This is a genomic window from Nocardioides sp. BGA-UO-ETr-FS32 (assembly GCF_059567905.1).
The window spans coordinates 346,637-360,109 of the sequence record NZ_JCAQOX010000013.1 but is presented as its reverse complement, the minus strand read 5'-3'; the positions used below and the strand labels follow the sequence as shown (position 1 = coordinate 360,109).

At 71.3% G+C, this 13,473-nt stretch carries 12 protein-coding genes; 5 read left to right on the top strand and 7 right to left on the bottom strand.

Features of this window, described 5'->3' with window-relative positions; genetic code table 11:
- Positions 1–265 precede the first annotated feature (265 nt).
- From AC57BS_RS06885 to AC57BS_RS06875, 3 genes are all read left to right on the top strand, one after another.
- On the top strand, positions 266–832 hold the full coding sequence (locus AC57BS_RS06885; protein WP_129454632.1) for an O-methyltransferase: 567 nt from the start codon (positions 266–268) through the stop codon (positions 830–832).
- A gap of 157 nt (positions 833–989) precedes the next feature.
- Complete coding sequence (locus AC57BS_RS06880; RefSeq protein ID WP_496410695.1) at positions 990–1,622, top strand: hypothetical protein; 633 nt, start codon at positions 990–992, stop codon at positions 1,620–1,622.
- 39 nt (positions 1,623–1,661) lie between these two features.
- Positions 1,662–3,008, top strand: coding sequence for a LamG-like jellyroll fold domain-containing protein (locus tag AC57BS_RS06875; protein ID WP_496410694.1), 1,347 nt, complete (start codon positions 1,662–1,664; stop codon positions 3,006–3,008).
- On the opposite strand, the gene yczE is transcribed toward AC57BS_RS06875, so the two are convergent.
- A complete protein-coding gene (gene yczE / locus AC57BS_RS06870) occupies positions 2,970–3,686 on the bottom strand; it encodes a membrane protein YczE (protein ID WP_496410693.1) in 717 nt (238 codons plus the stop codon). The genes AC57BS_RS06875 and yczE overlap by 39 nt on opposite strands.
- A 62-nt stretch (positions 3,687–3,748) precedes the next feature.
- Between yczE and yczR the strand changes: the two genes are divergently transcribed.
- The gene (yczR, locus tag AC57BS_RS06865; RefSeq protein WP_496410692.1) at positions 3,749–5,215 is read left to right on the top strand and encodes a MocR-like transcription factor YczR; all 1,467 of its coding nucleotides are present in this window, start codon (positions 3,749–3,751) and stop codon (positions 5,213–5,215) included.
- An 11-nt stretch (positions 5,216–5,226) separates the two neighbouring features.
- Here the strand turns inward: yczR and serA are convergent, their stop codons facing one another.
- A complete protein-coding gene (serA, locus tag AC57BS_RS06860) occupies positions 5,227–6,822 on the bottom strand; it encodes a phosphoglycerate dehydrogenase (protein WP_496410691.1) in 1,596 nt (531 codons plus the stop codon).
- A 167-nt stretch (positions 6,823–6,989) separates the two neighbouring features.
- On the opposite strand from serA, the gene AC57BS_RS06855 reads away from it, so the two are divergent.
- On the top strand, positions 6,990–7,562 hold the full coding sequence (locus AC57BS_RS06855) for a YdeI/OmpD-associated family protein (RefSeq protein ID WP_496410690.1): 573 nt from the start codon (positions 6,990–6,992) through the stop codon (positions 7,560–7,562).
- A 4-nt stretch (positions 7,563–7,566) separates the two neighbouring features.
- Here AC57BS_RS06855 and AC57BS_RS06850 read toward each other — a convergent pair whose 3' ends face one another.
- The 5 genes from AC57BS_RS06850 to AC57BS_RS06830 form a co-directional block, all read right to left on the bottom strand.
- Positions 7,567–8,280, bottom strand: coding sequence for a DsbA family oxidoreductase (locus AC57BS_RS06850; protein ID WP_496410689.1), 714 nt, complete (start codon positions 8,278–8,280; stop codon positions 7,567–7,569).
- A gap of 39 nt (positions 8,281–8,319) precedes the next feature.
- The gene (locus AC57BS_RS06845; RefSeq protein WP_496410688.1) at positions 8,320–9,819 is read right to left on the bottom strand and encodes a purine-cytosine permease family protein; all 1,500 of its coding nucleotides are present in this window, start codon (positions 9,817–9,819) and stop codon (positions 8,320–8,322) included.
- Positions 9,820–9,903: 84 nt separating this feature from the next.
- Positions 9,904–10,932, bottom strand: coding sequence for a ketol-acid reductoisomerase (gene ilvC, locus AC57BS_RS06840; RefSeq protein WP_275938079.1), 1,029 nt, complete (start codon positions 10,930–10,932; stop codon positions 9,904–9,906).
- A 75-nt stretch (positions 10,933–11,007) separates the two neighbouring features.
- Entirely contained in the window at positions 11,008–11,553 is a 546-nt protein-coding gene (gene ilvN, locus AC57BS_RS06835; protein ID WP_496410687.1) for an acetolactate synthase small subunit, read from the bottom strand.
- A complete protein-coding gene (locus AC57BS_RS06830) occupies positions 11,553–13,310 on the bottom strand; it encodes an acetolactate synthase large subunit (protein WP_496410686.1) in 1,758 nt (585 codons plus the stop codon). Before AC57BS_RS06830 ends, ilvN begins: the two co-directional genes overlap by 1 nt.
- Between the last annotated feature and the right edge of the window lie 163 nt (positions 13,311–13,473).

Genomic DNA, 13,473 nt, shown 5'->3' with positions numbered 1-13,473 from the left:
CTTCGAACTCGGCTGGGCTGGTGCCCAGCTGAGGGGGCGAAAGGCCGGGTGGCGGAACCTCGTCAACGCCGAACACCGCGACGAGGTGGCCTCTCTGTCAGGCCCCGCCGCGGCGATCGATAAGTACGAAGACGCTCCGCATGGTGAGCCGACTGTACGACCGCCCGCTGGCCCGGCGCACCGCATTTCCGCAAACGTGTCAGATCGTGAGATGTCGGCCCGCCCACTGGGATCGGGAGCGAGGGGTGACAGACTCGACGGCCTCATGTCTGCTCCCCCTGATCTCCCCGACATCGTCCAGCGCGCCTTCGACGTGTGCCGCCAGGCCGGCTACGTCGCGTTCTGCCGCAACGAGACCGGACGGCTGCTCGCGACCCTCGCCGCCACGCGCGGCGGCACCATGGCGGAGTTCGGCACCGGCTGCGGCGTGGGCACCGCGTGGCTGCGCAGCGGCGTACGCAACGGTGCGAGGATCCTCACCGCCGAGCTCGACGAGTCGCTGGCCGGCGCGGCCTCGAAGATCTTCGACGACGACCACAAGGTCGAGGTGCTCGCCGCCGACTGGAACGTGCTGCGCGAGCACGGCCCGTTCTCCCTGCTGTTCCTCGACTCGGGCAGTCCGTCGGAGGTCGGCGTCGACGCGGTCATCGACCTCGTCGAGCCCGGCGGCATCGTGGTGCTCGACGACTTCGCGCCCTGCGAGTCCTGGCCGCCGATCACCTACGGGCGGGTCGACACACTGCGCGAGCAGTGGCTCACCGACGACCGGTTCACCGCGGTCGAGGTGATGGTGGCGGCCGACGCCTCCGCGGTCATCGCCACGCGTCGCTGACGGTCGCGTGACTAGTTGTCAATACCGAACTGACCAGATTTTGCCGAACAGCAGATTTCTTTACCTTTCGTTCCTACGGTGTGGCTGCACTCAGTGCCGGGTGTCCTGACCGGGCGCCCCGACCATCTGCACGTTCTCGGTTGGAGAGACACACACCATGATCAAGCCGTCCCGTCGCGCCCAGAAGCTCCTGGCCGCGGCCACCACTCCCGTCGCCGTGGTCGCGGCGGGCGCCCTCGTCTACCAGGCGTCCTACGCCGCCTTCACCGGCCAGACGCGCAACTCCGGCAACGAGTGGGCGACCGGCTCGGTCCGGCTGACCGACGACGACAACGGGCAGGCCCGCTTCCGGGTGGCCAACATGCTCCCCGGCGACACCGAGACCAAGTGCATCAAGGTGACCGCCGACGCGAGCGTGCCGAGCACGGTGAGGGGCTTCACCATCAACCCGGTCACCTCCGTGCAGGGCCTGGAGAACCGGATCATGATCACGATCATCGCGGGCAACGGCGGCGGCTTCGCCGACTGCGCCGGGTTCGCGCCGCTCGAGGACGCGACCAGCGGCGTCATCGTCGCCGACGCACCGCTGTCGATGGTCTCGCAGAAGAACACCTTCGAGACCGCGATGGGCGGCTGGGACGTGCCGTCCGGTGTCAGCAGCCGGACCTACAAGATCACCTGGGAGTTCGACACCACCGGCATGACCCAGGCGCAGATCGACCAGATGCAGGGCTCCAAGACCGGCGTGGACATCCAGTGGGAGATGCGGACCGCGGAGTCCACCCCCTGATCCCTGCCCGGCGGCACCCCTCTTCTCGGAGCAACACGCGTGCAGACGTCACCACACGACACAGCAGCCGGGTCCGGATGGACCCGGCTGCTGCTCGTGCTCGCGTCACGCGCCTACCGGGCGATGCTGCTGACCCTGGCGGCGATCGCCGCAGCACCCCTCGTGGCCGGCTGGGGCTCGTACGTCGTGGCGTCCGCGTCGATGCAGCCCTCGATCGCCCCCGGCGACGTGGTCCTGGGGCGGCCGACCGCGACCGATCACCGGGTGCGCGTGGGCCGGGTCTACGTCTTCGACGACCCCGCGCGCCCCGGACGGCTGCTGGTGCACCGCGTGGTGGAGCGGCGCGACGACGGCGACTACACCACCGCGGGAGACGCCAACGACGTCACCGACATCGCCCCTCTGGAGCCCGCGGCCATCCGGGCCCAGGCGGTCCTGCTCGTCCCCCTGGTGGGACTGCCCGTGCACTGGGCGCGCAGCCGTGACTGGGTGCCGCTCCTCGTGTGGATCCTCGCCAGCAGTGCCACCTTCGTGCTCGCCGCGCAGCGGCTCGACACCCAGCGGCCCTCACGCCCGCGCGGCTCCCGTACGGCCGCCGTGACGGCCGTGGCCGTGGGAGCCGTCACTGCGGGGACCGCCGGGTCTGCCGGTGCCACCTTCACCGATCGGACGACGGCTTCGGGCAGCGAGTGGACGGCCGGAGCCTGGGCGCAGCCGTACGTGGGCGCGGTCCTCGCCGACTCGCCCCGGTTCTTGTGGCTCCTCGACGAGCCGGCAGGGACGACCACCGCCCAGGACAGGTCCGGCAACGCGTTCCTCGGCGACTACGAGCCCCCCGCGGTCCTCGGCCAGCCGGGCGGCCTGCCTGACAACCCCGGCACCTCGATGGGCACCAGCGGCGGCCTGGCCCTCACCAGTGCGTACACCGCCGGATCACCCAGCACGCACTCGATGGAGCTCTGGTTCAGGGCCGGCCCCCGGAGCGTCGGCCCCCTGATCGGCTTCGGGTCCAGCACCACGGCGGGTGCACCTCCGCAGGAGGACCGCGTCGTGCGGCTCACGCCGTCCGGGCAGATTACCTACGGCGACTGGGACTCCAACCCGAGGAGCCTCATCGCCACCCCGGGCGCCTACGACGACGACGCCTGGCACCACCTCGTGGTGGTCTCCACCGCCGCGAACGGCGGGCGCCAGAGCACGGTCGTCTACGTCGACGGGGTGGCACGCGCCAGCGGACTGACCTCGAAGGTGGACGACTACACCAGCTACGTGCGCATCGGCGGCGGGTCCGGGACCGCCACGTTCACCGGCTCCATCGACAACGTCGCGGTCTATCACTCCGCGCTGTCAGCGAGTCGTGTCGCGGCCCACCGGGCCGCCCGGTAGCGCCACGGTGAACCACGGGAGCATCAGCTGGGTCAGCGGCCCGATCGCCAGGGCGTACGCCACGGTGCCGATGCCGAGCACGCCGCCGAGCAGGAGCCCGATGACCACCACGGTCACCTCGAGCCCGGTGCGGACCAGGCGCAGCGACAGCCCGGTGCGGCGGGACAGGCCGGTCATCAGCCCGTCTCGCGGCCCGCGCCCGAGCTGGGCGCCGATGTAGAGAGCGCTGGCCAGCCCGCAGAGCACCACGCCGCCGACCATCAGTCCGACCCGGCCCGCCATGGCGTCGGGGCGCTCGAGGACCGCGAGGGTGGCGTCGGCGGACAGCCCGACCACGACCGCGTTGCTGATCGTGCCGAGCCCGGGCATCTCCCGCAGCGGGATCCAGAGCACCAGCACGACGAAGCTGAACAGCACGACGGCCTGGCCGAGGGTCATCGGCACGTGGCGGATGAAGCCGGAGTGCAGCACGTCCCACGGGGCGAGCCCGAGAGCGCCGCGCACCATCAGCGCGAGCGAGACGCCGTAGAGGAACAGGCCCACGTAGAGCTGGGGCAGGCGGCGCGCAAGCCTGCCGGCGCGGAGCTGGGCGATCGGACCGAGGTCGACGAGGACCCCGCGGGAGGCGTGGACGGTGCCGGCAGGTGCGCCGCCGAGCTCAGGGGTGGTGCTGGCCATGGCGACCATGGTTCCCGCGATTGGCCTTGTTGCCCATAGCCAATCGTGCGACAGTGGCCTGCATGAGCCACGTGATCAGCGCCCAGCGCATAGCCACTCTCGTCGGCGACTTCCCCCGCTCCCCCGCCTACGTCGGCCTCGCCGACAGCCTGCGCGTGCTGGTCGGCGACGGACGCGTCGGCATCGGGGTCCGGCTGCCGAGCGAGCGTGACCTCACCGCTGCGCTCGACGTCTCGCGCACCACGGTGACGCGGGCGTACGAGGTGCTGCGCGAGTCGGGCTACGCCGAGTCCCGCCGCGGCGCGGGCACCTTTACCACGGTCCCCGGCGGGCGGCTCCGCGCGCACGACCGGTCCCTGCTGCCGGGCGTCGGCGGCGAGGACGTGATCGATCTCAACTGCGCCGCCCACTCCGCGCCACCGGGCCTGGTCGAGGCCTACCAGCGCGCCACCGAGCAGCTGCCGGCCTACCTCAGCGGGCCGGGCTACTTCCCGCTCGGCGTCCCGGCCCTCCAGGCGCGGATCGCCGCGGCGTACGAGGCGCGCGGCCTGCCGACCGTGCCCGAGCAGGTCATGGTGACGGCGGGGGCGCTGGCGGCCGCCTCCATCGTCGCGCAGGCGTTCACCGCCCCGGGCGAACGGGTCGTGGTCGAGTCGCCGACCTACCCCAACGCCACCCAGGCCGTCCGTCACGCCGGTGCGCGCCTCGTCCCGGCCGCCGTCGACCCCGACGGCTGGGACCTCGACGCCCTGGCCGCCACGCTGCGGCAGACGTCGCCGCGCCTGGCCTACCTGATCCCAGACTTCCAGAACCCGACCGGGCACCTGATGTCCGACGAGCAGCGCGAGGAGCTCGCCGCCGCGCTCGCCCGCACGCGGACGGTCGTGGTGGCCGACGAGGCCCACCAGGCGCTGGCCCTGCGCCCGGGGCTCGCCGCCGCGATGCCGCGCCCGCTGGCGGCGTACGCCAAGGACGCGATCACGATCGGCAGCGCGAGCAAGTCGTTCTGGGGCGGCCTGCGCTTGGGCTGGGTGCGGGCGCCGCTCGCCGAGATGGACCGGCTCGTCCACGCCCGGATCGGCCTCGACCTCGGCGCACCGGTCTTCGAGCAGCTGGTGCTGGCCGACCTCATGGACCACGCCCACGAGGTGCTGCCGCTGCACCGTGAGCGGCTGCTGGTCAGCCGCGACGCGCTGGTGACGGCCGTGCGCGAGCACCTGCCCTCGTGGCGGTTCCGGGTGCCGGACGGCGGCCTGGCGCTGTGGTGCGAGCTGCCCGAGGCGCTCGGCACCGCGACGTCGGCGGAGGCCGAGCGGCGCGGTGTGATCGTAGCGCCGGGACCGGTGTTCGCCGTCGAGGGCGGTCTCGACCGCCACGTCCGCATCCCGTGGACCGCGTCGCCCGAGACCCTCACCGAGGCCGTACGCCGGCTGGCCGCAGCGTGGGACCACGTCAGCTCCGACGCGACCAGGGCAGCGACGCGGCCATCAGGCTCGCGTAGGACTGCCGGCCGGGTGATGGTCGCCTAGGAGGGCCTCGGTCAGGACAGGTCGACCGCGCGCACGGTGGTGGCCTGCATGGCCGTCGCGATCTCCGCGAGCGTGTCGGCGGGGATGGCCGAGTCGACGCTCAGCGCGACCAGCGCCTCGCCGCCGCGGTCCTGGCGCGAGACCTGCATGCCGGCGATGTTCACCGCGGCGTCGCCGAGGATGCCGCCGACCACGCCGACCATGCCGGGGCGGTCCTCGTAGGTCACGAAGGCGAGGTGCGTGGTGGGCTCGATGTCGACGTCGAAGCCGTTGACCTCGACCAGGCGCTCCTTCTGCGAGAGGCCGACCAGCGTGCCGCTGACCGAGACCTGCGTGCCGTCGGCGAGGGTGCCGCGCAGCGTGATGAGGTTGCGGTGGTCGGGGCTCTCGGGGTCGGTCACGAGGCGGACCTCGGTGCCGCGCTCGGCCGCGAGGAGCGGGGCGTTGACGTAGGAGACCTGCTCCTCGACGATGTCGGCGAACACACCCTTGAGGGCCGCGAGCTCGAGCACCTTGACGTCGAACTCGGTGATCTCGCCGCGGACCTCGACGTCGAGCTGCTGGGCCACCTCGCCGGCGAGGGCGGTGAACACGCGGCCGAGCTTCTCGGTGAGCGGGATCCCGGGACGGACGTCCTCGGCGATGACCCCGCCCTGGACGTTGACGGCGTCGGGGACGAGCTCGCCGCTGAGCGCGAGCCGGACCGAGCGGGCCACGGCGATGCCGGCCTTCTCCTGCGCCTCGTCGGTCGAGGCGCCGAGGTGCGGCGTCGCGACGACGTTCTCGAGCTCGAAGAGCGGGCTGTCGGTGCACGGCTCGCTGGCGAACACGTCGAGGCCGGCGGCCGCGATCTGCCCGGTCTTGAGGGCGTCGAACAGGGCGGCCTCGTCGACGATCCCGCCGCGGGCGGCGTTGACCAGGACGAGGCTGCGCTTGGCCTGCGCGAGCTGGTCGGCGCCGATGAGGCCGACGGTCTCGGGGGTCTTGGGCAGGTGGACGCTCATGAAGTCGGACTCGGCGAGCAGCGTGTCGAGGTCGACGAGGCGCACGCCCATCTGCGCGGCCCGGCCGGCCTGCACGTAGGGGTCGTACGCGATCACCTTCATGCCGAACGCGCTCAGGCGTTGCGCGACGAGGACGCCGATGCGGCCGAGGCCGACGATGCCGACGGTCTTCTCGTAGAGCTCGATGCCGGTGTACTTCGAGCGCTTCCACTCGCCGCCACGAAGCGCGGCGTGGGCGGGGCTGAGGTGGCGGGCGGCGGCGAGCATCAGCGCGACGGCGAGCTCGGCGGCGCTGACGATGTTGCTGGTCGGCGCGTTGACGACCATCACGCCGGCCTGGGTGGCGGCCTTCACGTCGACGTTGTCGAGCCCGACCCCGGCGCGGGCGATGACCTTGAGCCGTGCGGCAGCAGCGAGCGCCTCCGCGTCGACCTTGGTGGCGGAGCGGACCAGGATCGCGTCCACGTCGGCGATCGCGGGGATCAGCTCGGCGCGGTCGGCCCCGTTGCAGCTGCGGATCTCGAAGTCCGGCCCGAGCGCCTCGATCGTGGCGGGGCTCAGCTCTTCGGCGATGAGTACGACTGGCTTGGCGGGTGCGTTCACAGCGGGGTCCTCGTGATGATCAAGGGTGGTCCGGGACTGCACGACGCTGTGCCCGACCCACACTACCCGTGAGTCGGACGTACGCTCCATCGCCCCACATGGCGGGACGCCGGCCTGCCGCGGCGCGACCCCGACCCGATGTCCCCGGCCGCGCCTACGCTGGGGGGATGGGTGCGATGGACGATGCCGAGCGGCTCGAGCTCGCGACCGTCGAGGAGTGGGGCGCGTGGCTGCGGGAGCACCACACCCGGCCCGTCGGGGTGTGGCTGGTGATGCCGCGCAAGGCGGCGGACAGGCCGTTCTCCTACGAGGAGTCCGTGCTCGAGGCGCTGCGCTACGGCTGGGTCGACTCGACCGTGCGGCCGCTCGACGAGCTCCGCTCGATGCAGTGGTTCGCCCCACGCCGTCGCGGCAGCATGTGGACCCGCATCAACAAGGGTCGCGTCGCACGACTCGAGGCGTCCGGACTCATGGAGCCCGCCGGTGCCGCGGCGATCGCCGTCGCCAAGGACACCGGCATGTGGACCCTGATGGACGACGTCGAGGACTGCATCGTGCCCGACGACCTCGCCGCCGCCTTCGACCGCCACCCCGGCGCGCGCGAGCACTGGGAGTCCTGGTCACCGTCCGCGCACAGGATGATCCTGGCGTGGATCGTGCTCGCGAAGAGACCGGAGACCCGCGCCACCCGGGTCGAGGCGACGGCCGAACAGGCCGCCCGCGGCGAGAAGTCGCGCTGACACGTCAGATCGCGCAGCCGTCGGGGCCGCACGCCTCGCCGGCGTCGCCCGTCGCGAGCACCTCGATCCTCGGGTGCGACTCCGACCAGGCCCGCTCGAGCACCTGGCTGAAGACCTCGCTCGGCTGCGCGCCGGAGACGCCGTACTTCTCGTCGACGACGAAGAACGGGACGCCGCTCGCCCCGTATGCCTGCGCCTGCTCGATGTCGGCGTGGACGTCCGCGGTGAACTCGGTGCCCGCGAGCACCTCGTCGACGCGTACGGCATCGAGCCCGGCCGTCACGGCGACCTCACGCAGCACGTCGTGGTCGGCGACGTTGCGAGCCTCGGTGAAGTACGCCTGCAGCAGCGCCTCCTTCACCTGCCCCTGGAGCTCGTTGCCACCCTGCTGGTGCGCGAGGTGGATGAGCCGGTGGGCGTCCACGGTGTTGAGGTGCATGGTCTCGGAGAGCCGGTAGACCAGCCCGTCCTCGGCGGCGACGGCCTCGACCCGGTCCTGCATCTGCTGCGCCCCCGCGGTCGACTGGCCGTACTTGCGGGCCAGCATCGTCGCCGTCTTCTCCTTCGGGGCGGTCGGGGCGCCGGGGTCCAGCTGGTACGACCGCCAGTGCACCTCCACCTCGTCGGCGTGCTCGAACTCCGCGAGGGCCTTCTCGATGCGGCGCTTGCCGATGTAGCACCACGGGCAGACGACGTCGGACCAGATCTCGATCTTCACGTCCGGCCCAACACCCGCCCTGACCCGCGTGTTCCCGCGTCAGGCCTCCTGGCGGCGCACCGTGCCCCGGCGGGCGACGTACGTCACCGCGAACCCCAGGACCAGGGCGAGCAGCACGCCGAGGTTGGCATAGGGCCAGTTGCCGTCCCAGTAGGGGCCGGCCGGGTCGTCGACGTAGGTCCCGAGGCCGAGTGGCCCGATGAAGTAGCCCTGCCAGTTGTTCCACGCGGCGTCGACGGCGAAGTTGTTGACCACCAGGCCCCAGCCGACGACCGAGGCGCCCACCATCGTGGCGACCGAGGTCCAGTCGACGGCGCCGTAGCGACCGCGGCTGTCGAAGAGCGCCTCGTCGTCGTAGTCGCGTCGGCGCAGCGCGATGTCGGCGATCATGATCCCCGCCCAGGCGGCCAGGGGCACGCCGAGCGTGATCAGGAAGCTCTGGAACGGGCTGAGGAAGTCCTCGGCGAAGAAGACCACCCACACGGTGCCGAGGGTGAGGATCACCCCGTCGATGAAGGCCGCGACGGGGCGCGCGACGCGTACGCCCAGGGAGAGCAGCGTCAGGCCCGAGGAGTAGATGCCGAGCACGGCACCGCTGACGAGGGCGAGGATCGCCGCCAGGAGGAAGGGCACGAGGAACCACGTGGGCAGCAGGATGCCGAGTGTGCCGATCGGGTCGGCGACGATGCCGGCGCTCAGCTGGTCCGACGAGGCCGCGAGCAGCAGGCCGAACACCACCAGGAGCACCGGCGCGACCGCCCCGCCGAAGGTGTTCCACCCGACGATCGCCGCGCCCTTCGCGTCGCGGTGCTGGTAGCGCGACCAGTCGGCCGCGATGTTGATCCAGCCGAGCCCGAAGCCGGTCATCACCATCACGAGCGCGCCGACCATCTGCTGGGTGCTGCCGGAGGGAACGGCCTGCACGGCCGACCAGTCGATCTCGTCGAGCGTCAGGCCGACGTAGACGATCGTGGCGATGCCGGTCAGCCAGGTCAGGATCGACTGCATGCGCATGATGACGTGGTAGCCCGCCACGCTGGCGGAGACGATGAGGGCGGCCACGACGACGGTGGCCACCACCTGGGTGGTCGTGCCGGCCGCCCACCCGAGCTGGTCGAAGATCGTGGCCGTCGCCAGCACGGCGAGGATCGCGAGGAACGTCTCCCAGCCGATCGAGACCAGCCACGAGACCACTCCCGGGAGCTTCTGCCCCTGCACGCCGAACGCCGCTCGGCTGAGGACCATGGTCGGCGCCGAGCCGCGCTTGCCCGCGATCGCGATGATCCCGCACAGCGCGAAGGAGACGACGACACCGACCACTGCGACGACCAGGGCCTGCACGAACGAGATCCCGAACCCCAGCACGAACGACCCGTAGCTGATGCCGAAGACCGAGACGTTGGCCGCGAACCACGGCCAGAACAGGTCGCGCGGGCGCGCGGTCCGCGCGGACTCCTCGATGATCTCGATGCCGGTGGTCTCGACGCCGAGGCGTCTGGTCCGCTCGAGCCCGGACGCGGGCGTGGTCGTGTTGCTCATGACGGCATCCTGACACGCGGACGGCGCGCCGGATCGACCCCTCAGGTGATCCGACGCGCCGTACGCGTCACGGGTGCGCCGCGGTCAGCGGGCGGCGGTGCCCTCGGTGTAGTCGGAGTCGTGCGACTTCACCCAGGCCATGAGCTTGCGCAGCTCGCGGCCGGTCTGCTCGATGGGGTGCGACTCACCCTTCTTGCGGAACTCGGTGAACTCCGGCGAGCCGTTGTCCATGTCGGTGATGAAGCGGTCGGCGAACGCGCCGCTCTTGATGTCGGCGAGCACGTCCTGCATGTTCTTCTTCACGTCCGGGGTGATCACCCGCGGGCCGGAGACGTAGTCGCCGAACTCGGCGGTGTCCGAGACCGACCAGCGCTGCTTGGCGATGCCACCCTCGTACATGAGGTCGACGATGAGCTTGAGCTCGTGGAGGCACTCGAAGTAGGCGACCTCGGGCTGGTAGCCGGCCTCGATGAGCGTCTCGAAGCCGTACATCACCAGCTGCGAGGCGCCACCGCACAGGACGGCCTGCTCGCCGAACAGGTCGGTCTCGGTCTCCTCGGTGAACGTGGTCTTGATGCCGCCGGCACGCAGGCCGCCGATGGCCTTGGCGTACGACAGGGCGAGCGGCCAGGCGTTGCCGGAGGCGTCCTTCTCGACCGCGACGAGGACCGGGACGCCGCGCCCGTCGACGTACTCGCGGCGCACGAGGTGGCCGGGGCCCTTGGGGGCGACCATGAAGACGTCGACGCCCTCGGGCGGGGTGATGTAGCCGAAGCGGATGTTGAAGCCGTGACCGAAGACCAGGGTGTCGCCCGGGGTCAGGGCAGGCTCGATCTCCTCGGCGTACAGCTTGCGCTGGTGCTGGTCGGGGGCGAGGATCACGATCAGGTCGGACTCCTCCGCCGCCTCGCGGGGGGTGAGGACGCGCAGGCCCTCGGCCTCGGCCTTGTCGCGGCTCTTCGAGCCGGGCTGCAGGCCGATGCGGACGTCGACGCCGGAGTCGCGCAGGGACAGCGCGTGGGCGTGACCCTGGCTGCCGTAGCCGATCACGGCGACGTTCTTGGCCTGGATCAGGCTCAGGTCGGCGTCGTCGTCGTAGAACATCTCAGCCACTGGGGGCTCTCCTTCATGGGTTGGTGTGTCACTCGTTGATCGAGTAGCCGCGAGAGCGGCTTGTCGAGATCTGGGTCAGGTGGCGATGGCGGACACGGGAGCGGGCACGGCGACGGGGCGCTGCGGGCGCTCGCTGATGGAGCGCGAGCCGCGACCGATCGCGACCATGCCGGACTGCACGAGCTCACGGATGCCGAAGGGCTCCAGCACACGCAGCAGGTCGGCGAGCTTGGCGGCGTTGCCGACGGCCTGGATGGTGACGGCGTCCGGTGCCACGTCGACGACCTTCGCGCGGAAGAGCTGCACGGCGTCGAGCACCGCACCACGGCTGGCCGCGTCGGCACGGACCTTGACCAGCAGCAGCTCCCGGTTGACCGAGCCGGGCCCGTCGAGCTCGACGATCTTGATGACCTCGACCAGCTTGTTGAGCTGCTTGGTGACCTGCTCGAGCGGCGACTCGTCGACGTTGACGACGATGGTCATCCGCGAGATCTCCGGGTGCTCGGTCGGGCCCACGGCAAGGCTGTCGATGTTGAACCCGCGCCGCGAGAACAGGCTGGCGATCCGGGCGAGGACGCCCGGCTTGTTCTCCACCAGCACGGACAGGGTGTGCTTGTTCATCAGATGTCGTCCTCGTCGAACTGGGGCGCGAGGTCCCGTGCGTACTTGATCTCGTCGTTGCTCGTGCCGGCGGCCACCATCGGCCACACCATCGCGTCACGGTGGACGCGGAAGTCCACCACGACCGGCTGGTCGTCGATCGCCATCGCCTTCTCGATCGTGGCGTCCACGTCGCCGGGCGACTCGCACGCCAGGCCCACGCAGCCGTAGGCGTCGGCGAGCTTGACGAAGTCGGGGATGCGCTTGGAGTGCAGGTCGGTGTTGGAGTAGCGCTCGTTGTAGAAGAGCGTCTGCCACTGCCGCACCATGCCGAGCGACTCGTTGTTGATGATCGCGACCTTGATCGGGATGTCGTTGATCGCGCAGGTGGCCAGCTCCTGGTTGGTCATCTGGAAGCAGCCGTCGCCGTCGACGGCCCAGACGGTGGTGTCGGGCATGCCGACCTTGGCGCCCATGGCGGCCGGCACGGCGTAGCCCATCGTGCCGAGGCCGCCGGAGTTGATCCAGGTGTTGGGCTTCTCGTAGCCGACGAACTGGGCGGCCCACATCTGGTGCTGGCCCACGCCCGCGACGTAGATCGAGTCGGGGCCGGCGATGTCGCTGAGCCGCTCGAGGACGTACTGCGGCGCCAGCGAGCCGTCGGACGGCGCGTCGTAGCCGAGCGCGTACTGCTTCTTGACGCCCGCCAGGAACGCGATCCAGGCCTCGTAGTCGCCGTCGGCGCCCTCGGCCTGCAGGAGCGCGACGAGCTGCGCGATGACCTCCTTGCAGTCGCCGACGATCGGCACGTCCGCGTGGCGGTTCTTGCCGATCTCGGCCGGGTCGATGTCGGCGTGGATGACGAGGGCCCCGGGCGCGAACGAGTCGAGGTTGCCGGTGACGCGGTCGTCGAAGCGGGCGCCGAGGCTGATGATCAGGTCGCTCTTCTGCAGGCCGGCGACCGCGGCGACGGTGCCGTGCATGCCCGGCATGCCGAGGTGCTGGGCATTGCTGTCGGGGAACGCCCCGCGCGCCATCAGCGTGGTCACGACCGGGATGCCCGTCAGGGCGGCCAGCTGCGCGAGCTCACGGTCGGCGCGGGCGCGGATCACGCCGCCGCCGACGTAGAGGACGGGCCGCTTCGCCTCGCGGATCAGGCGCACGGCCTCCTTGATCTGCTTGGCGTGGGGCGTCGTCACGGGCCGGTAGCCGGGCAGGTGGAGCTCGCTCGGCCAGGCGTACGTGGTCTGCGCCTGCAGGGCCGACTTGGCCACGTCGACGAGCACCGGACCGGGGCGACCGGTCGAGGCGATGTGGAAGGCCTCGGCGATCGTGCGCGGGATGTCGGCGGGGTCGGTGACGAGGAAGTTGTGCTTGGTGATCGGCATCGTGATGCCGCGGATGTCGGCCTCCTGGAAGGCGTCGGTGCCGATCATCGAGGCGCCGACCTGTCCGGTCACGGCCACCAGGGGCACCGAGTCCATGTGCGCGTCGGCCAGCGGCGTGACCAGGTTGGTCGCCCCCGGCCCCGACGTCGCCATGCACACGCCCACCCGCCCGGTCGCCGCGGCGTACCCCTGCGCGGCGTGGCCGGCCCCCTGCTCGTGGCGGACCAGGATGTGCCGGATCCGCGTCGAGTCCATGAGGGGGTCGTACGCCGGGAGGATCGCGCCGCCCGGGATGCCGAAGATGTCCGTGACGCCGGCCGCCTCGAGGGACGTCACCAGGCTCTGCGCGCCCGTGACCGATCCGCTGCCCTGTCCGCCCTGCTCCGTCATGTCCTTCTCTCCTGCGTCTGGCTGTCCACCAACTGAGCCCATAAAAAAGCCCCTCGGCCCGGTGGGCGACGAGGGGTGACGCGCGTGCATTCGGCCGGGGGCCTCAGCTCACGCGTCGCGTGCGTACAAGAATCTCGGTGCGCATGCGACAACCGTCGCCGCC